Genomic DNA, 18647 nt, shown 5'->3' on the forward strand with positions numbered 1-18647 from the left:
AAGACCCCTCTCCGGCACGCCTTCCGCCCGCGCCCCGTCGGACACAATTGCCGTAGCGGCCCCTCTCATCATCCCGAAGCCGAGGCCTTTGCTTGCTCCTTTGTGGTCAAGCGGCTATGGGATGCGCGCAATCTGGACAGCCGGAGCGAGGCCATGGCCAAGGAAAAGAAAGCCCCCCGCCCCCGGGCACAAACGCCCAAGGGGTTCCGCGACTATTTCGGCACGGAAGTGACCGAGCGTGCACATATGCTGCATACCATCGCCGGGGTTTATCATCGCTACGGCTTCGAGGCGCTGGAAAGCTCGGCCGTCGAGACCGTCGAGGCACTTGGCAAGTTCCTTCCGGACGTCGACCGTCCGAACGAGGGTGTCTTTGCCTGGGAAGACGATGACGACGGCTGGGTGGCGCTGCGCTACGACCTGACCGCGCCGCTGGCGCGGGTCTACGCCCAGCACCGCAACGACCTGCCCACCCCCTACCGGCGTTACGCCATGGGGCCGGTCTGGCGCAATGAAAAGCCCGGCCCGGGCCGCTTCCGCCAGTTCTACCAGTGCGATGCGGATACCGTGGGCGCGCCCTCGGTGGCCGCCGACGCCGAGATCTGCGCGATGCTCTCGGACACGCTGGAAGAGGTTGGCATCCCGCGCGGCGACTACCTGGTGCGGGTCAACAACCGCAAGGTTCTGAACGGCGTGCTCGAGACCATGGGCCTGTCGGATGACGCGCAGCAGCAGGCTGTCCTGCGCACCATCGACAAGTTCGACAAGGTCGGCGAGAGCGGCGTGCGGGAGCTTCTGGGCAAGGGGCGCCTCGACGCCTCGGGCGCCTATATCGACGGCGTGGGCCTTTCCGACGATCAGGCGGCGCCGGTGCTGGCCTTCCTGACCTCGAAGGGCACGGATGCGGGCGCGACGCTGGCCAACCTGCGCGCTGCCATCGGCGGCTCGGCGATCGGCGCCGAGGGCGTCGATGAGCTCGAGCAGATCGCCACGCTGCTCGACGCGGGCGGATATGGCTCGACCCGCATCGAGATCGACCCCTCGGTCGTGCGCGGGCTCGGTTATTACACCGGCCCGGTGTTCGAGGCGGAACTGACCTTCGAGATCCTCGACGAGAAGGGCCGCAAGCGGCAGTTCGGCTCGGTCTCGGGCGGCGGGCGCTACGACGACCTGGTCAAGCGCTTCACCGGCCAGTCCGTCCCGGCGACCGGCGTCTCGATCGGCGTCGACCGGCTGCTTGCCGCGCTGCGCGCCAAGGGCCGCATCGGCGGCACGGCGCAGGGCCCGGTGGTGGTGACGGTGATGGATAAGGACCGCATGGCCGACTATCAGGCAATGGTTGCCGAGCTGCGCAACGCCGGCATCCGCGCCGAGGTCTACCTCGGCAACCCGAAGAACTTCGGCAACCAGCTCAAGTACGCGGACAAGCGCGAGTCCCCCGTGGCCGTCATCGAGGGCGGCGACGAGAAGGACCGCGGCGTGGTGCAGATCAAGGATCTGATCCTCGGGGCCAAGCTGGCGCAGAGTGCCAGCCTCGAGGAGTGGAAGGAGCGCCCCTCGCAATACGAGGTGCCGCGCGACCAGCTGGTCGCCAAGGTGCGCGAGATCCTGAGCCAATGGGCGTGAACTTCGCTGCCGAGAAGGCCGAGGCGGAACGGCTGAGGGCGGTTTTCGCCGAGGCCGGGGCGCAACCGCTCGACTGCGCGATCATGCAGTCGGCGGAGACGCTGCTGGACCTCTACGGAGAGGACATCCGCGCCCGCGCCTATGTCACCCATGACCCGTCCCGCGGCGAGATGATGCTGCGTCCCGACTTCACCGTGCCGGTGGTCGAGATGCACATGTCGCACGGCGCCGATCCCGCCCGCTACACCTACGCGGGCGAGGTCTTCCGCCGCCAGGAAGAGCACCCCGAGCGCCCGTCGGAATACTACCAGGTGGGCTACGAGGTCTTTGACCGGGGCGACCAGGCAGTGCTCGACGCCGAGGTCTTCGCGCTTTTCGCCGAGGTGCTGAAGCCGCATGCGCTGCGCCCGGTGACCGGCGATATCGGCATCCTGACTGCCGCCGTGGCGGGACTGCAAACCTCGCAGAAACGCCGCGACGCGCTCCTGCGCCACATCTGGCGGCCGCGCCGCTTCCGCGCCCTGCTCGACCGTTACTCGGGCAAGACACCGGTGCCCGCGACCCGCGCGGCGATGCTGGCGCAGGCGGATCCGATGGCCAAGGCCGGCCCGGTGATCGGCATGCGCAGCGAGCGCGAGATCGAGGCCCGCATCGCCGCCCTGCGCGCCGATGCCGCCGAGCCCGCCCTGCCGCGTGGACAGGTCGAGCTGATCGACGCCGTGCTGGCGGTGCGCGAGACCTGCTCGTTCGCGCTCGAGCACCTGCGCGACATCGCCGTGGACATGCCCGCGCTGCTGCCCGCGCTCGAGACCTTCGAGCGCCGTTGCGACGCGCTATCGGCGCGCGGCATCGACGTGGCCGAGCTCGACTTCGAGGCCAGCTACGGCCGCAGCTCGATGGAATATTACGACGGCTTCGCCTTCGGCTTCGTCTGCGAGAGCCGCCCGGACCTGCCCCCCATCGCCACCGGCGGGCGCTATGACGCGCTCACCCGGCGGCTCGGCGGCGGGCAGGAGATCCCCGCCGTCGGCGGCGTGATCCGGCCGGGCATCCTTCTGGAGGTGGCACGATGACCATCAAGCTCGGTGTGCCCTCCAAGGGCCGTCTGATGGAGAAGACCTTCGACTGGTTCGGCGCGCGCGGCGTCAAGCTCTCGCGCAGCGGCTCGGATCGCGAATACGCGGGCGCGGTCGAGGGCGTCGAGGACGTGTCGCTGGTGCTGCTCTCTGCCGGGGAGATCCCCCGCGAGCTGGCGGCGGGGCGCATCCACCTCGGTGTCACCGGCACCGATCTCGTGCGCGAGAAGTTGGTGCAATGGGACCAGAAGGTCGAGCAGCTGGCCGAGCTGGGCTTCGGGCAAGCCGATCTCATCGTCGCGGTGCCCGCCGCCTGGGTGGATGTCGACACGCTCGACGATCTCGACGGGGCCGCTGCCGCCTTCCGCGCCCGCCACGGCTTCCGCATGCGCATCGCCACCAAGTACCACCGCCTCGTGCGCGACTACCTGCGCATGGGCGGCGTGGCTGACTACCAGCTCGTCGACAGCCAGGGCGCGACCGAGGGCACGGTGAAGAACCTCACCGCCGAGGCCATCGCCGACATCACCTCGACCGGCGAGACGCTGCGCGCCAACCACCTCAAGGTGCTGGCCGAGGAGCCGGTGCTGCGCAGCCAGGCGACGCTCTTCCGTTCGCGCGCCGCGAAGCTCACCGAGGCCGACCGCGAGGCGATGCGCGGCCTCAGCGAGATGCTCGGCGTCTGACAACAAGAATGCCCGGGAGAGCGATCCCCCGGGCAAATCTGTTCGAAGCGATTTGCAACTTCCTTCGAAGGAAGTTGCCCTTCCCCTCACCCGGCCAGCTTGTCCTGCGTGCGCAGCTCGAAGTCAGAGGCGTCGTGACGCTCGTGCAACTGCTCCTCGAGCGGGCCAGTGGCCTTGTTGACCATGCGGCCGCGCTTGACCGCCGGGCGCGCGTCGATCTCCTGCGCCCACCGCCGGACGTTGGCATAGCTTTCCACGTCGAGGAACTCGGCAGCCTCGTAGGCGCGGCCCAGCACCAGGTTGCCGTACCAGCACCAGATTGCGATGTCGGCGATGGTATAATCGTCACCCGCCATGAACCTGCGGTCCGCGAGGTTGCGGTCGAGCACGTCGAGCTGGCGCTTGGTCTCCATGGCGAAGCGGTTGATCGGATATTCCATCTTCGAGGGCGCATAGGCGTAGAAATGCCCGAAGCCGCCGCCGAGATAAGGCGCGCTGCCCATCTGCCAGAACAGCCAGCTCAGCATCTCGGCCCGGTCTTCGGGCTTCCCGAGGAAGGCGCCGAACTTCTCGGCGAGGTGCAGAAGGATCGCGCCGGATTCGAAGACGCGCACCGGCGTGTCGCCCGAGCGGTCCATCAGCGCCGGGATCTTCGAGTTGGGGTTCACCTCGACGAAGCCCGAGCCGAACTGGTCGCCGTCGCCGATGCGGATCAGCCAGGCGTCGTACTCGGCGTCATGGCCGGCGGCGAGCAGCTCCTCGAACATCACCCCGACCTTCTGGCCGTTGGGCGTGGCGAGGCTGTAGAGCTGGAACGGGTGCTTGCCGACCGGCAGCGCCTTGTCGTGGGTCGCGCCGGCGATGGGACGGTTGATCGAGGCGAACTGGCCGCCGTTCTCGGCATCCCATGTCCAGACCTTGGGAGGGGTGTATTCAGCGTTCATGAGAGAGGCTCCATTGTCTGATTGCGCCGAACCCTAGTGGTTTGGGGCGGAAAGGCCAGAGGCGGGGCTGTGCGTGGCGGCACATGTGGGTGTGAGGGGGGCTGCTGCGTTGATCCCGGCGGCGGCTCGGCTCGGGCATCTGCGAGCGATTGGGGGCTCTGCCCCCGCCGCGCTGCGCGCGTCTCCCCCGGGATATTTCTGCCTAGAAGAAAGGGGATGCGGCGTGCTTTTCCTCGGGCGGCGGGCGCCTATCTACGAGGCATGTCCGACCTGCCCGTCTCTCTTGACCAGTGGTTCTCCGCGCGTGGCTGGAGCCTGCACCCGCACCAGCGTGCCATGCTGGCGCGGGGCGGGCGCGCCGGCGCTGCTGCTGATCGCGCCCACCGGGGGCGGCAAGACGCTGGCCGGCTTCCTGCCGACGCTGGCCGAGCTGACCGAGACGCCGAGGACGGGGCTGCACACGCTCTACGTCTCGCCGCTGAAGGCGCTGGCGGCGGACATCCGGCGCAACCTGCTCATCCCCATCGAGGAGGCGGGCCTGCCGATCCGCGTCGAGGACCGCACCGGCGACACCTCATCCTCGCGCAAGCGCCGCCAGCGGGCCCACCCGCCGCACATCCTGCTGACGACACCCGAGAGCCTTGCCCTGCTGACCTCCTACGAGGATGCGCCGCGCATCTTCGCGGGGCTGCAGAGGGTGGTGGTCGACGAGATCCACGCGCTGGCCGAGAGCAAGCGCGGCGATCAGCTGATGCTGGCGCTGGCGCGGCTGCAGCGGCTCTGCCCGGGTCTGCGGCGGGTGGGACTCTCGGCGACGGTGGAGGACCCGCAGGCCATCGCCCGGCTGCTGGCCCGGCACCCCGATCCCTGCGAGATCGTCGAAGCAGACCCGGGGCCAGAGCCGGATATCTCGATGCTGCACACCGAGGCCGCCCCGCCCTGGTCCGGCGGCGGCGCCGCCCACGCGATCCCGGCGGTGCTGGAGCAGGTCAGGCGGCACCGCACCACGCTGATCTTCCACAACACCCGAGCGCAGGCGGAGATCTTCTTTCACAAGCTCTGGCTGGCCAATGAGGAGGCGCTGCCGATCGGCATCCACCACGGCTCGCTCGACCGCGGCCAGCGCGAGAAGGTCGAGGCCGCCATGGTGCGCGGCGATCTGCGCGCCATCGTCTGCACCGGCTCGCTCGATCTGGGGATCGACTGGGGCGACGTCGACCTGGTGATCCAGATCGGCGCGCCGAAGAACGTGAAGCGGCTGGTGCAGCGGATCGGCCGGGCCAACCACCGCTACAACGCCCCCTCCAAGGCGCTGCTGGTGCCGGCGAACCGCTTCGAGGTGGTGGAATGCCTGGCGGCGCTGGAGGCGGTGCGCGCGCGCGATCTCGACGGCGAGCGCCGCGGGTCCGGCCCGCGCGACGTGCTCTGCCAGCACATTCTCATCGCCGCCTGCGCCGGGCCGTTCGAGGCGGATGCCCTCTACGCCGAGATGACCACCGCCGGAGCCTATGCCGGGCTGAGCCGCGCCGCCTTCGACGATTGCCTGATGTTCTGTGCCACCGGCGGCTACGCGCTGCGGGCCTACGACCAGTGGCAGCGGCTGAAGCAACGCGAGGACGGGCTCTGGCAGCTGCGCGATCCGCGCTCGGCGGCGCGCATCCGGCAGAACATCGGCACCATCCAGGACAGCGACACGCTCAAGGTGCGCTACCGCGGCCGGGGCGGCGCCCCCTTGGGCGAGATCGAGGAGGGCTTCGCCGCGCAGCTCACCCGCGGCGACACCTTCCTCATCGGCGGGCAGATCGTGCGCTACGAGGGGCTGCGCGAGATGGTGGTGCAGGTCAGCCGCGACGCCCACCGCAAGCCGAAGATCGCCACCTTCATGGGCACCAAATTCGCCACCTCCACCCAGCTTTCGGAGCGCATCCTGCGCCTGTTCCAGCAGGAGGACTGGCCCGGCCTGCCGGAGCACACCGCCGACTGGCTGCACCTGCAGCGCGAGGTCTCGCGCCTGCCCCAGCCGGGCCGGCTGCTGATCGAGAGCTTCCCGCATGACGGGCGCGAGCAGCTTGTGGTCTACGGGTTTGCCGGGCGCAACGCGATGCAGACGCTGGGGCTGCTGCTCACCAAGCGGATGGAGGAGGAAGGGCTGGCGCCCATGGGCTTCGTCGCCACGGATTACGCCGTGCTGATCTGGGGCCTCGATGCGATCATCGACCCGGGCCCGCTCTTCGATCTCGCGGCACTGGAGGCGGGGCTCGAGGGCTGGCTGGCGGGCAATGCGGTGATGAAGCGGACCTTCCGCGCCTCGGCCACCATCGCCGGGCTGATCGAGCGCAACATCGGCGGCCAGCGCAAGACCGGGCGGCAGGCGACCATGTCCTCGGACATCCTCTATGACACGCTGGTGAAATACGACCCGGATCACCTGCTGCTGCAGATCACCCGCGAGGAGGCGATGCGCGGGCTGGTGGATTTCGCCCGCATCCGCGAGATGTGCCAGCGGGTCGAGGGCCGGATCGACCTTGTCCGGCTCGCGCGGCTCTCGCCGCTTTCGGCGCCGCTCTTCCTCGAGCCCGGCCGGGTGCCGATCCGCGGCAGTGCCGAGGCGCGGCTGCTGGAAGAGGAGGTCGGCGCGCTGCTGCGCGAGGCGGGGCTCTGGGAGATCGGCGCGTGAGGGGGCTCTGCCCCCGGCCGCTGCGCGGCCTCCCCCGGGATATTTGGGCCTAGAAGAACGGCGACGGCTCTGGCATTGCGGCGGGCATGACGCGATTGGGGATCGATTTTTGCGGGGCGACGCTGGAGGCGCTGGGATCGGGGGCGCTGTTCTGGCCCGCTGAGCGGTTGCTGGTGGTCTCGGACCTGCATCTTGGCAAGTCAGCCCGGCTGGCCGCGCAGGGCGGGGCGCTGCTGCCGCCCTACGAGGGGCGCGAGACGCTGCTGCGGCTGGAGCGCGACCTCGAGGCCACCGGCGCGCGGCGGGTGGTCTGTCTTGGCGACAGTTTCGACGCGGCGGGGATCGACCTGCTGCTGCCCGAGGAGGACCGGCTGTGGATCGCCCGGCTGCAGGCGGGGCGCGACTGGATGTGGATCGAGGGCAACCACGATCCGGGTCCGGTCTCGCTCGGCGGCACGCATTTGGCGGAGCTGGACTTGGGCGGGCTGGTGCTGCGGCACATCGCCAAGCCGGGCGCGCGCGGCGAGGTCTCGGGGCATTACCACCCCAAGGCGCGGCTGGTGCTGCGCGGCGGGCGGGTCATCTCGCGGGCCTGTTTCCTGGTGGACGAGGCGCGGCTGCTGATGCCCGCCTATGGCGCCTACACCGGCGGTCTGCGCACCGACAGCCCGGCGCTTGCGGGGCTCATGGAGGCGGGCGCGCGGGCGATCCTCACCGGCGCGGTGCCGCTGGCGATCCCGATGCCGCGCTGAAGGCGCCGGGCGGGGGGGCCGCACGGCGCTCTCATGCTCAGGCCGTCAGCCCCTCGGGCTCGGCAAGGCCATTGGCGCGGCAGCAGGCGGTGACGGTGTTGGCCAGCAGGCAGGCGATGGTCATCGGACCGACGCCGCCCGGCACCGGGGTGATCGCGCCCGCGACCTCGGCGGCGGAGGCAAACGCGACATCGCCGACGAGGCGCATCTTGCCCTCGCCCTTCTCCGGCGCGGGGATACGGTTGATGCCCACGTCGATCACCGTCGCGCCGGGCTTGACCCAATCGCCGGGGATCATCTCGGGGCGGCCGACGGCCGCGACGAGGATGTCGGCGCGGCGGCAGACCTCGGCCAGATCCCTGGTGCGCGAATGCGCGATGGTCACCGTGCAGCTGTCGCCGAGCAGGAGCTGCGCCATCGGCTTGCCGACGATGTTCGAGCGGCCCACCACCACGGCGTTCAGCCCCGAGAGCGACCCGAGCTGCTCGCGCAGCATCATCAGGCAGCCGAGCGGGGTGCAGGGCACCATGCTCTTCTGACCGGTGCCCAAAAGGCCGACGTTGGAGATGTGGAAGCCGTCCACGTCCTTCGCGGGGTCGATCGAATTGATCACCAGGTCCGAGTTCAGATGTGCCGGCAGCGGCAGCTGCACGAGGATGCCGTGCACCGCCGGATCCGTGTTGAGTTGGTCGATCAGCGCCAGCAGGTCCGCCTCGGAGGTCTCGGCGGGCAGCTTGTGCTCGAAGCTGTTCATCCCCGCCTCGAGCGTCTGCTTGCCCTTGTTGCGGACGTAGACTTCGGAGGCCGGGTCCTCGCCCACCAGCACCACGGCGAGGCCGGGGGTGATGCCGTGTTCATCCTTCAGCCGCGTCACATGGGCGGCGACCTGCGTCCGCACCTTTTCGGCAAAGGCCTTGCCGTCGATGATCGTTGCGCTCATGCGCCTCACTCCTGTCCCAGTACCGTTTCTTCGCGGCGGATCGACCAGTCCACCAGCGCGCGCCAGAGCGTCTCGCTCAGCTCGGGGTCGATGCCCTCGGCCTCGGCATTGCTCCGGGCGTTGGCAATGACCTCCTCGACGCGGGCCTCGATCCGGGCGGGGAGCCCCGCGCCGGTCTTGATCTCGGCAGCACGGTCGATGAGGCTCTGGCGGTGCGCCAGCAGCGCGCTGAGGCGCCTGTCAGTGGCGTCGATCTCGGCGCGCAGCGCCGTCATGTCGCCGAGGGTTGCGGGATCGCGCATGGGCGCCTCCTTGCAGGGTGACCGTGGTCCGCTGCGCCCCCTATGCCGCGATGCGGCGCGATGATCAACGCACCAGTGCGGCAAAGCGCGGGCCAAAGACGACAATCGAGGCGCGGATCGGAAACCCGGGGGCGGTCCGGAACCGCCCCCGCCGCGTCATCTTGAGAAGTCAGAACAGCCCCTCGACTCACCCGCGTCGTTGAGCCGGATGGTCTCGGCCGCGGGCACGCGCGGCAGGCCGGGCATGGTCATGATGTCGCCGCAGATCGCCACGACGAAGCCCGCCCCGGCCGAGAGCCGCACCTCGCGCACCGGCACCATGTGGCCGGAGGGCGCGCCGAGCTTCTTGGGGTCGGTCGAGAAGGAATACTGGGTCTTGGCCATGCAGACCGGCAGGTTGCCGAAGCCCTGCTTCTCCCACTCGGCAAGCTGCGCGAGGATGCGCGGGTCGGCGGTGACCTCCTCGGCGTGGTAGATGCGCTTGGCAACGGTCTCGATCTTTTCCCACAGCGGCATCTCATCGGGGTAGATCGGCGCGAACTGCGCGGCGTCGCCGTCGGCGATATGGGCGACGCGCTCCGCGAGTTTCGTGATGCCCTTCGAACCCTCGGCCCAGTGGCGGCAGAGATGCGCCTCGGCACCGCGGGCCTCGGCATAGGCCTTGACCGCCGCCACCTCGGCCTCGGTGTCGCCGGCGAAATGGTTGATCGCCACCACCACCGGCACGCCGAACTGGCGCAGGTTCTCGATGTGGCGGCCGAGGTTGGCGCAGCCCTTCTTCACCGCAGCCACGTCCTCGCCGCCGAGATCCGCACGGGCGACCCCGCCATTCATCTTCAGCGCCCGCACGGTGGCGACCAGCACCACGCAATCGGGGTGCAGCCCGGCCTTGCGGCACTTGATGTCAAAGAATTTCTCGGCGCCGAGATCGGCGCCGAAGCCCGCCTCGGTCACCACGTAATCGGCGAGGCTCAGCGCGGTCTTGGTGGCCATGACCGAGTTGCAGCCATGGGCGATATTGGCAAACGGTCCGCCGTGCACGAAGGCCGGGGTGTGCTCGAGGGTCTGCACCAGGTTGGGCTGCAGCGCGTCCTTGAGCAGCACGGTCATCGCGCCGTCGGCCTTCAGGTCGCGCGCATGCACCGGGGTCTTGTCACGGCGGTAGGCGACGATCATGTCGCCGAGCCGCTGCTGCAGGTCGGTCAGGTCGTCGGCGAGGCAGAGGCAGGCCATCACCTCGGAGGCCACGGTGATGTCGAAGCCGCCCTGACGGGGGAAACCGTTGGGCACGCCGCCCAAACCCGTCACCACATCGCGCAGGGCGCGGTCGTTGACGTCGAGCACCCGGCGCCAGACGATCCGGCGCAGGTCGATGTCGAGCGCGTTGCCCCAGTGGATGTGGTTGTCGATCATCGCCGCGAGCAGGTTGTGCGCCGCAGTGATCGCGTGGAAGTCGCCGGTGAAATGGAGGTTCATCTCCTCCATCGGCACCACCTGCGCATAACCGCCGCCGGCAGCCCCGCCCTTCATGCCGAAGTTCGGCCCGAGCGAGGCCTCGCGGATGCAGATCGCCGCCTTCTTGCCGATCGCCGCCAGCCCGTCGCCGAGGCCGACGGTGGTGGTGGTCTTGCCCTCGCCCGCGGGGGTCGGGTTGATCGCGGTAACGAGGATCAGCCGGCCCTGCTTGCGCCCCTTCAGCCCGGCGATGAAGCCGGCGGAAACTTTCGCCTTGTCATGGCCATAGGGGATGAGGTCGGTGCCGGTGATGCCGAGTTTCTCGCCGATCTCCTGGATCGGGCGTTTCTCTGCGGCGCGGGCGATTTCGATGTCGGTGGTCATCTTGCTGCTCATGGGCGGGGGCCTCCTTCCCGTCTGGTCGTCTGCCGCCCTCCATAGCCGCTCGCCGCGCGCCGGTCACGCGCGAAGCGCTCAGCCCTTGCGGACGGCCTTGAGGTGTGCCCAGACGCGCTGGTCCGGTACATGCAGGCGCAGCTCGTCGCCAAGCGCCAGCCGCCCCGGGCGCTCGACCCAGGCGGTGACGCCGCGCTTGCCCTTGGCCGCGCCCTTGAAGGCCTTGCCGTGGCCCGCGTGTTCGGCCTCGATCTCGCGGGCGGGCAGGTTGCAGGGGCGGTTCTGCATGTCGATGATCAGCGTCACCCCATCCGGCCCCTGCAGCCGGGACGAGGGCGGCAGGTGGCTGAAATCGGGGATGCCCTCGAGCACCAGCGTCGCCCCGGCGAGCTGCGGGTCAACGTCGTCCAGCTCCAGGCTCCCGGCGATTTCGGCCAGCTCTTCGGCGGACATCAGGCACATCTGCCGGACGTTGGCGATCTCGGTGCCGCGCTTGTGCTGCGAGGTCACGCGCGAGCAGGACGGCCGCGTGCGCCCGGCGTGGCGCTCGCCCTCCGGCCCGCCCCACCCGATCTCGAGCGACTCGACGGCCTGCGAGCGGATGTCGTCGCCCTCCAGCGGGACCTTCCCGAGCCAGGTGATGCGGGCGGTGAACTCGGTGGGGATGAGCGCGGGCATGGGAGGATCCTTCGACTGACGTTACGGCGCCCAGTTGGGCCACAGATGCGCCGCGAGGTCGAGGGGGGATCCGCTCCGATTTCTGCGCAAGACACCGGAAGGCCCCCCGAAAAAGAAAGACCCCGGGGCCTGTCCGGGCTCCGGGGTCTGTGTCTTTTCAAGGACGACGCGCTCAGGCCGAGGGCTCGGGCTCCATGCCGCCCTCGTCGGCGGGCTTGGCCTTGGGCTTGGTCTTGGGGATCGAGGTCACGCTCGGCGTCTCGTCCGCGTCGCTGTCCTCGCCGCCCGAGGCGTTCGGCGGCTCGCCCTTCATCACCCGCTTGATCTCGTCGCCGGTCAGCGTCTCGTATTCGAGCAGCCCCTGCGCCAGGCGCTCCCATTCCTCGTTGTTGTCGGTGAGGATCTGGTAGGCGCGCTCATAGGCGGTCTGGATGAAGGTGCGGACCTCTTCCTCGATCAGCTCCTTGGTGTGCGCCGAGACCGACAGGCCCGCGGTGTTGCCCTGGTAGCCTTCGTGCGCCTCGGAGTAGTCGATGTTGCCGATCTTGTCCGACATGCCCCAGCGCAGTACCATGGCGCGCGCCAGCGCCGAAGCCTGCTGGATGTCGCCGGCCGGGCCGTTCGACACGTTGGGCTCGCCGTACTTGATGATCTCGGCAGCCTTGCCGGCCATGGTCATCGCGAGCTTTTCCTCGCATTCCGACTTGTGCCAGTTCAGACGGTCGATCTCGGGCAGCGAGACCACCATGCCGAGGGCACCGCCGCGCGGGATGATCGTCGCCTTGTAGACCGGGTCGCACTGCGGCAGCATCAGGCCCACCACGGCGTGACCGGCCTCGTGGTAGGCGGTCTTTTCCTTCTGCTCGGCGGTCAGGACCATCGACCGGCGCTCGGCGCCCATCATGACCTTGTCCTTGGCGTTCTCGAAGTCTTCCATCGTCACGAAGCGGCGACCGACACGCGCGGCCATGAGCGCCGCCTCGTTGACAAGGTTCGCCAGATCCGCGCCCGAGAAGCCGGGGGTGCCGCGCGCGATGATGCGCAGGTCGACATCCGGGCCGAGCGGGGTCTTGCGGGCGTGCACGCCGAGGATCTTCTCGCGGCCCTTGATGTCGGGGTTGCCGACCATGACCTGGCGGTCGAAGCGGCCCGGACGCAGCAGCGCGGGGTCAAGCACATCGCGGCGGTTGGTGGCGGCGATGATGATCACGCCCTCGTTCGCCTCGAAACCGTCCATCTCGACCAGCAGCTGGTTGAGCGTCTGCTCGCGCTCGTCGTTGCCACCGCCGTAGCCCGAGCCACGGTTGCGGCCCACGGCGTCGATCTCGTCGATGAAAACGATGCAGGGGGCGTTCTTCTTGGCCTGCTCGAACATGTCGCGCACGCGGGATGCGCCGACACCGACGAACATTTCCACGAAGTCGGAACCCGAAATGGTGAAGAACGGCACGCCCGCTTCGCCCGCGATGGCGCGCGCCAGCAGCGTCTTACCTGTGCCCGGAGGGCCCACGAGCAGCGCGCCCTTGGGGATCTTGCCGCCGAGGCGCGAGAATTTCTGCGGATTGCGCAGGAATTCCACGATCTCTTCGAGCTCTTCCTTGGCCTCGTCGATGCCCGCCACGTCATCGAAGGTGACGCGGCCGTGCTTCTCGGTGAGCAGCTTGGCCTTGGACTTGCCGAAGCCCATGGCGCCGCCCTTGCCGCCGCCCTGCATGCGGTTCATGAAGTAGATCCACACGCCGATCAGCAGAAGGAAAGGCAGAAGGCTCAGCAGGAAGGCCTGGAAGCCAGACTGTTCCTGTGCCTCGGCCCGAACCGTCACGCCCTTGTCGATGAGCGTATCGGTGACCTGGGCATCCTCGGGCTTGACGGTGACGTAATCCTGCCCGTCGTTCCCCCGGTAGCGGATCTGTTCGCCGTCGATGGTGACGGAGCTGACGGATTGCGAATCCACCGCCTCCATGAAGTCCGAGTAGCTGATTTCCCGGCTCTGCAGCGTGCTTCCGCCTCCGGAGAAGAGGTTGAAGAGCGCCAGAATCAACAGGAAAAGAACGACCCAGAAGGCGATATTTCGTGCGTTGCCCAAGGACGGCCTCCTAAAATGACGTATCTCGCGGACCTCTCGGTTCCGCGATCTGTGCCTAACATAAGGGCTGAGCCAGCCGGTTCAATGCGATTTCACCCCGAAGCCGGGCCTGATTCCAGGAAAGCCGCGAAGTCGGGGGCGAGGCGCCCGAAGGGGCAGAGCCGGAAAACCGCACTCTCTCCCTCAGGTTGCAGCGCGTCGCAGCCGACCAGCCGGTCGCCCGCGAAGAGCGCCGGAGCGCTGCGGGCGGCGTGGAAGGGCACCTGCGGCTCGGCCTTTCGGTCGCGCTGCGCCCAGCCGTCCTCACCGAGGGCGCGCAAGGTGAGCCCCTCGGGAACGGTGAGCGCGAGACGCCAGCGCCCGTCCCAGAGCGCGTCCGCTTCCGCCACGACGGACAGGTTCTGCACCGCCGCGAACTCGCGGAAGACGGCAATGCGCCCGCGCTCGATCCGCGCCTCGCAGCCGTGCAGCGTGCCGCCCCCGCCGCCGAGCAGCCGCTCGAGCAGCGCCTCGAGCGGCGCTTCGCGGGGCGGATATTCCGCGCCCGAGACGTAACGCAGCGCCGCCGACAGCAGCCGAAGTTGTGTGTCGCGCTCGATGCCCTGGAAGGCGGTCTGGTCGAAGAGGAGATCACCGCAGCGCTGCGGCGGCACCTCGGCGGCGATCTCGCCCCAGACCTGCGCGGCGCGGGCGCGCAGCGCCTCGGAGGCGCGCGCCATGCGGTTGGCGGCCGCCGCGAGATCGGCGCCGGTCAGGGAGTCTTCCGCCTCGAGCCGGGCGACCAGCTTGCGGGCGCGCACCCGCTCGTAGCCGTCGTCATCGTTGGACGGATCGTCGACCCACTGCCCCTGCAGCACCCGCAGATAATGCCGCAGCTCGGCGCGGCGCATGCCCAGGCAGGGACGAACGATGCGCATCGGCGCACCCTCCCCCAGCCGGACCTCGCGCAGGGCCCGCATCGCCGACAGCCCCTCGACCCCGGCACCCCGCGACAGGCGCATGAGGAAGCTCTCGGCGACATCGTCGGCGGTATGGGCGAGCAGGACGTCTCGGGTCTCGCCCCGCCAGCCGTCGATCAGGGAAAGCCGGGCGCGGCGGGCGGAATCCATCAGGTTGCCCAGCCCGTCCCAGTGCCAGCGCAGGGTCTGGTGCTCCCAGCCGAGCTCGGCGCAGGTCTGCGCCACCATCTCGGCCTCGGCGGCAGCCTCGGGGCGCAGACCGTGATCAACCGTCACCACCCGCAGCCGCACGCCCCAGACATGTGTCCAATTGTGCGCCAGCGTCAGCATCGCCATGCTGTCGCCCCCGCCGGAGACGGCGAGGGCAATGCTTTCGGGGAAATCGGGTCCGAGCGCCGCGCCCATCGCCTCTGCGAAGCGCTGGTCGAGCGAGGCGCTCACCGGGATGCCGTCCGGCGGCCTCACTGGCAGCCGAGGCGCGCCATCTCGTCCGCCGCCTTCGACACCTCCTCGGTGCCCGGATAGCGGGTCGCGACCTCGCCCAGCGTGACGCAGGCCTCGGTGGTGCTGCCCAGCTCGCCGAGCGCCGTGCCGAGCTGCCAGAGCGCCGCCGGGGCGACCTCGCTCTCGGGGTAGTTGGCATAGGCCCCGAGGAAGCGCCGCGCCGCCTCTCGGGTATCGCCCGCCTTCTTCAGCGCCTGTCCCTCGGCCAGGTAGCTCGCCGCCTCTAGCGGAGAGCCCGGGTAGGTCTGGCGGAAGGCCGCAAACTTTTCCGCGGCGGATTGAAAGTCACCATTGGCGAGCGCCTCCTGCGCCCGCCGGAAGTCCGTCTCTTCGCCGACGGCAAGCTGCGCACCGCCCCCGAGGGGCGTTTCGGCGGTCTGCGCCGGAGCCGGAGCCGGGGCCGGAGCGGAGGTGCCGCCGGTCGCGGGCTGCTGCCCACCGAGCGGCTTGGTCTGGCCGATGGCACCGATGTCGCAACCGGGCTCCATCTCGCAGATGCGGAACTCGAGGTCGCCGATGCGGTTGGTTCCATCCGCGACGACGCTGTCGATACGGTGGCCGAGTTCCTCGGTCTTGGCGGTCACCCGCGACAGCTCGGCCTCGATCGCGTTGACGCGTTCGAGCATGCTGGCGGGCATGTTCGTCGAGCCGATGCCGGTGGTGTTGAGCTCCTGCTTGAGCTTCAGAAGTTCACCATTCAAGAGCGAGAGTTCCTGGCGGAGGTCCGCCAGGGTCTCGGTTTGCTGGGCCTGCGCGCCGGACGCGATCAGGCCCAGGCAGAGGGCAATGCCGGTCAGACGCATCCGCCCGGCCTCAGCTCGTCATGCCCATGGAGATCACCGTCACCGCACGGCGGTTCTTGGCGTAGCACGCTTCCTGCGAGCAGACCTCGACCGGGCGTTCCTTGCCATAGGAGATCTGGCGCAGGCGGCCCGAGGCGACGCCCTTGGAGATCAGGTACTCCATCACCGCGTTCGCCCGGCGCGCACCCAGCGCGATGTTGTACTCGCGGGTGCCCTGTTCGTCGGCGTGACCCTCGATCACCGCGAGGTAATCGGAGTTGGTCATCAGCCATTGCGCCTGCGCGTCCAGCGTCGCCTGCGCATCCGCGGAAAGCGTCGACTGGTCGACGGCGAAGAGCACGCGGTCACCGATCGCCTGGTTGAAATAGGCGGGCGAACGCGGGTCGCTGGCGGAGCCGTCGAGGTAGCCGCCGTTCACGCCGGAGCCATTGCCGTAGCCTGCGCCACCGGCACCGGTGCCGTCGCCGGCGCCAAAGCGGTCCGGGTTTGTACAGGCGGCAAGGCCAAGGCCGGCCACCAGCATCAGAACCTTCGGAAGATATGTCATTGGATCACTGTCCTGCTCGTGTGTTTGCCGCAACGCTAGCACAGCGCGAAAGCCTTGGGAACGTGGCGCATTGAAGGCAAGATAACCCTTTTGAGAGGTTTGTTTCCAAGGCAACAGGGCCAAGGAGCCCCGCCCCTTGGCCCGCCGTGCCTGCCCGGCGCCGCGCTTACTGCAGCGGGCCCCAGCTCGGGTCGGACGCGCCGTCCGGCGTGCGCACCCGCTTGAGGTTCCGCCCCGAGACGTCGACCGTGTAGAGCGAGCTCGAGCCGGTCGCACCCTGGGTCTCGCGGGCGAACATCAGCACCCGGCCGTTCGGTGCCCAGGTCGGACCCTCGTCGAGGAAGGAGGCGGTCAGCAGCCGCTCTTCCGAACCGTCGGTGCGCATCACGCCGATGTGGAAGCGCCCCGCGTTCTGCTTGGTGAAGGCGATGAGATCGCCGCGCGGGGACCAGACCGGCGTGCCATAGCGACCCTGGCCGAAGCTGATCCGCGTCGGCTCGCCGCCGCCCACCGGCATCACGTAGAGCTGCTGGCTGCCCGAGCGGTCGCTCTCGAAGACGATCTTGCTGCCGTCGGGCGAGAAGCTGGCGCCGGTCTCGATCGAGGGCGCGGTGGTCAGCTGCCGGGTCTGGCCCGAGTTGATGTCCATCGCGTAGATGTCGGTATTCGATCCACGTGTCATCGAATAGAGCAGCTGCGAGCCGTCCGGCGAGAAGCGCGGCGCAAAGCTCATCACCCCATCGGTGGTCGGCAGCATGCGGCTCTGCACCGAGCCCACGTCGAGCACGTGGATGCGCGGCTCGCCGGTTTCGTAGCTGGTGTAGAGCACCCGGCTGCCATTCGGCGAGAAGCGCGGCGCGATGACGATCGAGTTGCTCGAGGTGAGGAACTGCACGTTGGCGCCGTCGTAATCCATGACCGCGAGCCGCTTGGCGCGCTCGTCCTTGGGGCCGGTCTCGGACACGAAGACCACGCGGCTGTCGAAATAGCCGCCCTCGCCGGTGATCCGCGAATAGACCTGATCGGCAACCTTGTGGGCAAGCCGACGCCAGCCGTCGGCCGTGGCCGAGAACTGCATCCCCTGCCCCAGCTCGGTGCCGGCAAAGACGTCCCAGACGCGGAACTTGGCGGTGAGCTTGCCCGCGCCGTCAGACGACACCGCGCCGGTGATCAGCGCCTGCGCGTTGATCGCCTTCCAGTCCGAGAACTGGATCGGGCTCGAGAAATTCGACACGCGCGAAATATGCGCATCGCGCGGGATCTCGCGGAAGAGGCCGGTGCCGGTCAGGTCGTCGGCAATCACCCGGCTGATCTGCTGCGCGTATTGCGCCGCATCGCCGGTCTCGGCGACGAAGTCGGGCACCGCGTAGGGCAGCGGCTCAACCACGCCCTCGGTGATCTCGATGCGCAGCGGGCCATCCTGGGCCAGCGCCGGTGCGGCCAGTCCCGCCACTGCCAGCGCAGGGGCGAGGATGAGGGCCAGTAGTCTAGTCATGCTCGTGTTCTCCTTCCCGGTCGCGCCGACGCGCTTGTCTGCCGCAGGAATGACTGCCTCGGGGCCAACATAGCGCGGGGAGGTGCCCCGGACAAAGCGCCGCAACGCGCGGCCTGCGCAAATCCTTGCCTGAGGGGCGGTCACCGCAGCCTCATCTGCTCGGGGTTGAAGGTCATTTCGATGGTCTTCCACTGGTCGTACTTGTCCGCCGGAAGCGGGTAGCCGTCGGCCTGGCAGCGCAGGATCGCCCGGCGCGCGTTCTGGAAGGCCGTCTCCGCCGCCGAGGCATCTCCGCCCGACGAGCCGATCATCCGCAGCGAGGACGAAACAACCCGGCCACCGGGCTCCATGTCCATGCTGACGGTGACCGTCACGTTGGCGGCCTGGCTGCCGACGTCGACCACCCAGCACTTCTGCACCGCGACGCGCAGCGAGTCGCGCTCGCCCTGCGTGAGCGGCGGGCCGGCGGGACCGCGCTCCTCGGCGGCTCCCCCGGCAGCCAGCGCCTGCGCGATGGCATCGGCGACGGCATCCTCGGCGGGCTCCGGCGCGGCGGGCTTGGGCGTCTCGGTCTTGGCGGTCTCGGTCTTCGGCTTCTCGGCGGGCTTCTCGGCGGGTTTCTCCGCCGGCTTCTCGGCCGGCTTGGGCGTCTCCGGCTCGGGACGCTGGGCAAGCTGGGTCGGCCGCGTCGCCGGACGGCGCGAGGCATCGGGCGCCAGCG

The 18647-nt window shown here is 69.3% G+C and carries 15 protein-coding genes and 1 pseudogene; 5 read left to right on the forward strand and 11 right to left on the reverse strand.

The window, feature by feature from the left end; genetic code table 11:
* Window positions 1-153 precede the first annotated feature (153 nt).
* From hisS to hisG, 3 genes are read left to right on the forward strand one after another with little or no spacing between them, the layout of a single operon-like run.
* Entirely contained in the window at window positions 154-1626 is a 1473-nt protein-coding gene (gene hisS, locus CLG85_RS18230) for a histidine--tRNA ligase (protein WP_095883554.1), read from the forward strand.
* Window positions 1617-2699: an ATP phosphoribosyltransferase regulatory subunit gene (locus CLG85_RS18235; RefSeq protein WP_260349813.1), complete on the forward strand. Its 1083-nt coding sequence runs from the start codon at window positions 1617-1619 to the stop codon at window positions 2697-2699. Before hisS ends, CLG85_RS18235 begins: the two co-directional genes overlap by 10 nt.
* Complete coding sequence (gene hisG, locus CLG85_RS18240; protein ID WP_095883827.1) at window positions 2696-3388, forward strand: ATP phosphoribosyltransferase; 693 nt, start codon at window positions 2696-2698, stop codon at window positions 3386-3388. Before CLG85_RS18235 ends, hisG begins: the two co-directional genes overlap by 4 nt.
* Before the next feature lie 86 nt (window positions 3389-3474).
* On the opposite strand, the gene yghU is transcribed toward hisG, so the two are convergent.
* A complete protein-coding gene (gene yghU, locus CLG85_RS18245) occupies window positions 3475-4332 on the reverse strand; it encodes a glutathione-dependent disulfide-bond oxidoreductase (protein ID WP_095883828.1) in 858 nt (285 codons plus the stop codon).
* A gap of 261 nt (window positions 4333-4593) precedes the next feature.
* Between yghU and CLG85_RS18250 the strand changes: the two are divergent.
* Both CLG85_RS18250 and pdeM read left to right on the forward strand, forming a co-directional pair.
* A pseudogene (locus tag CLG85_RS18250) lies at window positions 4594-7009 on the forward strand (ligase-associated DNA damage response DEXH box helicase).
* An 86-nt stretch (window positions 7010-7095) separates the two neighbouring features.
* A complete protein-coding gene (pdeM, locus tag CLG85_RS18255) occupies window positions 7096-7761 on the forward strand; it encodes a ligase-associated DNA damage response endonuclease PdeM (RefSeq protein WP_260349814.1) in 666 nt (221 codons plus the stop codon).
* A gap of 37 nt (window positions 7762-7798) precedes the next feature.
* Here the strand turns inward: pdeM and folD are convergent, their stop codons facing one another.
* The 10 genes from folD to tolA all read right to left on the reverse strand — a co-directional run.
* A complete protein-coding gene (folD, locus tag CLG85_RS18260) occupies window positions 7799-8701 on the reverse strand; it encodes a bifunctional methylenetetrahydrofolate dehydrogenase/methenyltetrahydrofolate cyclohydrolase FolD (protein ID WP_095884284.1) in 903 nt (300 codons plus the stop codon).
* A gap of 5 nt (window positions 8702-8706) precedes the next feature.
* On the reverse strand, window positions 8707-9003 hold the full coding sequence (locus tag CLG85_RS18265; RefSeq protein ID WP_095884285.1) for a chorismate mutase: 297 nt from the start codon (window positions 9001-9003) through the stop codon (window positions 8707-8709).
* A 156-nt stretch (window positions 9004-9159) separates the two neighbouring features.
* Window positions 9160-10854, reverse strand: coding sequence for a formate--tetrahydrofolate ligase (locus tag CLG85_RS18270; RefSeq protein WP_260349815.1), 1695 nt, complete (start codon window positions 10852-10854; stop codon window positions 9160-9162).
* Window positions 10855-10932: 78 nt separating this feature from the next.
* Window positions 10933-11532: an MOSC domain-containing protein gene (locus CLG85_RS18275; RefSeq protein ID WP_260349816.1), complete on the reverse strand. Its 600-nt coding sequence runs from the start codon at window positions 11530-11532 to the stop codon at window positions 10933-10935.
* A 172-nt stretch (window positions 11533-11704) separates the two neighbouring features.
* On the reverse strand, window positions 11705-13618 hold the full coding sequence (ftsH, locus tag CLG85_RS18280) for an ATP-dependent zinc metalloprotease FtsH (protein ID WP_095884308.1): 1914 nt from the start codon (window positions 13616-13618) through the stop codon (window positions 11705-11707).
* 92 nt (window positions 13619-13710) lie between these two features.
* Window positions 13711-15018, reverse strand: a complete 1308-nt coding sequence (gene tilS, locus CLG85_RS18285) for a tRNA lysidine(34) synthetase TilS (protein ID WP_260349817.1) — start codon at window positions 15016-15018, stop codon at window positions 13711-13713.
* A 20-nt stretch (window positions 15019-15038) separates the two neighbouring features.
* Complete coding sequence (gene ybgF / locus CLG85_RS18290; RefSeq protein WP_260349818.1) at window positions 15039-15884, reverse strand: tol-pal system protein YbgF; 846 nt, start codon at window positions 15882-15884, stop codon at window positions 15039-15041.
* 10 nt (window positions 15885-15894) lie between these two features.
* Window positions 15895-16431 carry a peptidoglycan-associated lipoprotein Pal gene (pal, locus tag CLG85_RS18295; protein ID WP_095884437.1) on the reverse strand — a complete coding sequence of 179 codons (537 nt, stop codon included), beginning with the start codon at window positions 16429-16431 and terminating at the stop codon, window positions 15895-15897.
* Between the two features lie 166 nt (window positions 16432-16597).
* On the reverse strand, window positions 16598-17926 hold the full coding sequence (gene tolB, locus CLG85_RS18300) for a Tol-Pal system beta propeller repeat protein TolB (protein WP_095884436.1): 1329 nt from the start codon (window positions 17924-17926) through the stop codon (window positions 16598-16600).
* A 140-nt stretch (window positions 17927-18066) separates the two neighbouring features.
* The coding region (gene tolA, locus CLG85_RS18305) for a cell envelope integrity protein TolA (protein ID WP_512699376.1) at window positions 18067-18647 on the reverse strand (581 nt) is incomplete at its 5' end.

The organism is Alloyangia mangrovi (assembly GCF_002300555.2).
Classification (GTDB): Bacteria; Pseudomonadota; Alphaproteobacteria; order Rhodobacterales; family Rhodobacteraceae; genus Salipiger; species Salipiger mangrovi.

What these genes read in the sequence shown, in the direction of transcription:
- hisS (WP_095883554.1), top strand. Translation starts at nt 154, where the DNA reads ATGGCCAAGGAAAAGAAAGCCCCCCGCCCCCGGGCACAAACGCCCAAG.
- CLG85_RS18235 (WP_260349813.1), top strand. Translation starts at nt 1,617, where the DNA reads ATGGGCGTGAACTTCGCTGCCGAGAAGGCCGAGGCGGAACGGCTGAGG.
- hisG (WP_095883827.1), top strand. Translation starts at nt 2,696, where the DNA reads ATGACCATCAAGCTCGGTGTGCCCTCCAAGGGCCGTCTGATGGAGAAG.
- yghU (WP_095883828.1), bottom strand. Translation starts at nt 4,332, where the DNA reads ATGAACGCTGAATACACCCCTCCCAAGGTCTGGACATGGGATGCCGAG.
- pdeM (WP_260349814.1), top strand. Translation starts at nt 7,096, where the DNA reads ATGACGCGATTGGGGATCGATTTTTGCGGGGCGACGCTGGAGGCGCTG.
- folD (WP_095884284.1), bottom strand. Translation starts at nt 8,701, where the DNA reads ATGAGCGCAACGATCATCGACGGCAAGGCCTTTGCCGAAAAGGTGCGG.
- CLG85_RS18265 (WP_095884285.1), bottom strand. Translation starts at nt 9,003, where the DNA reads ATGCGCGATCCCGCAACCCTCGGCGACATGACGGCGCTGCGCGCCGAG.
- CLG85_RS18270 (WP_260349815.1), bottom strand. Translation starts at nt 10,854, where the DNA reads ATGAGCAGCAAGATGACCACCGACATCGAAATCGCCCGCGCCGCAGAG.
- CLG85_RS18275 (WP_260349816.1), bottom strand. Translation starts at nt 11,532, where the DNA reads ATGCCCGCGCTCATCCCCACCGAGTTCACCGCCCGCATCACCTGGCTC.
- ybgF (WP_260349818.1), bottom strand. Translation starts at nt 15,884, where the DNA reads ATGCGTCTGACCGGCATTGCCCTCTGCCTGGGCCTGATCGCGTCCGGC.
- pal (WP_095884437.1), bottom strand. Translation starts at nt 16,431, where the DNA reads ATGACATATCTTCCGAAGGTTCTGATGCTGGTGGCCGGCCTTGGCCTT.
- tolB (WP_095884436.1), bottom strand. Translation starts at nt 17,926, where the DNA reads ATGACTAGACTACTGGCCCTCATCCTCGCCCCTGCGCTGGCAGTGGCG.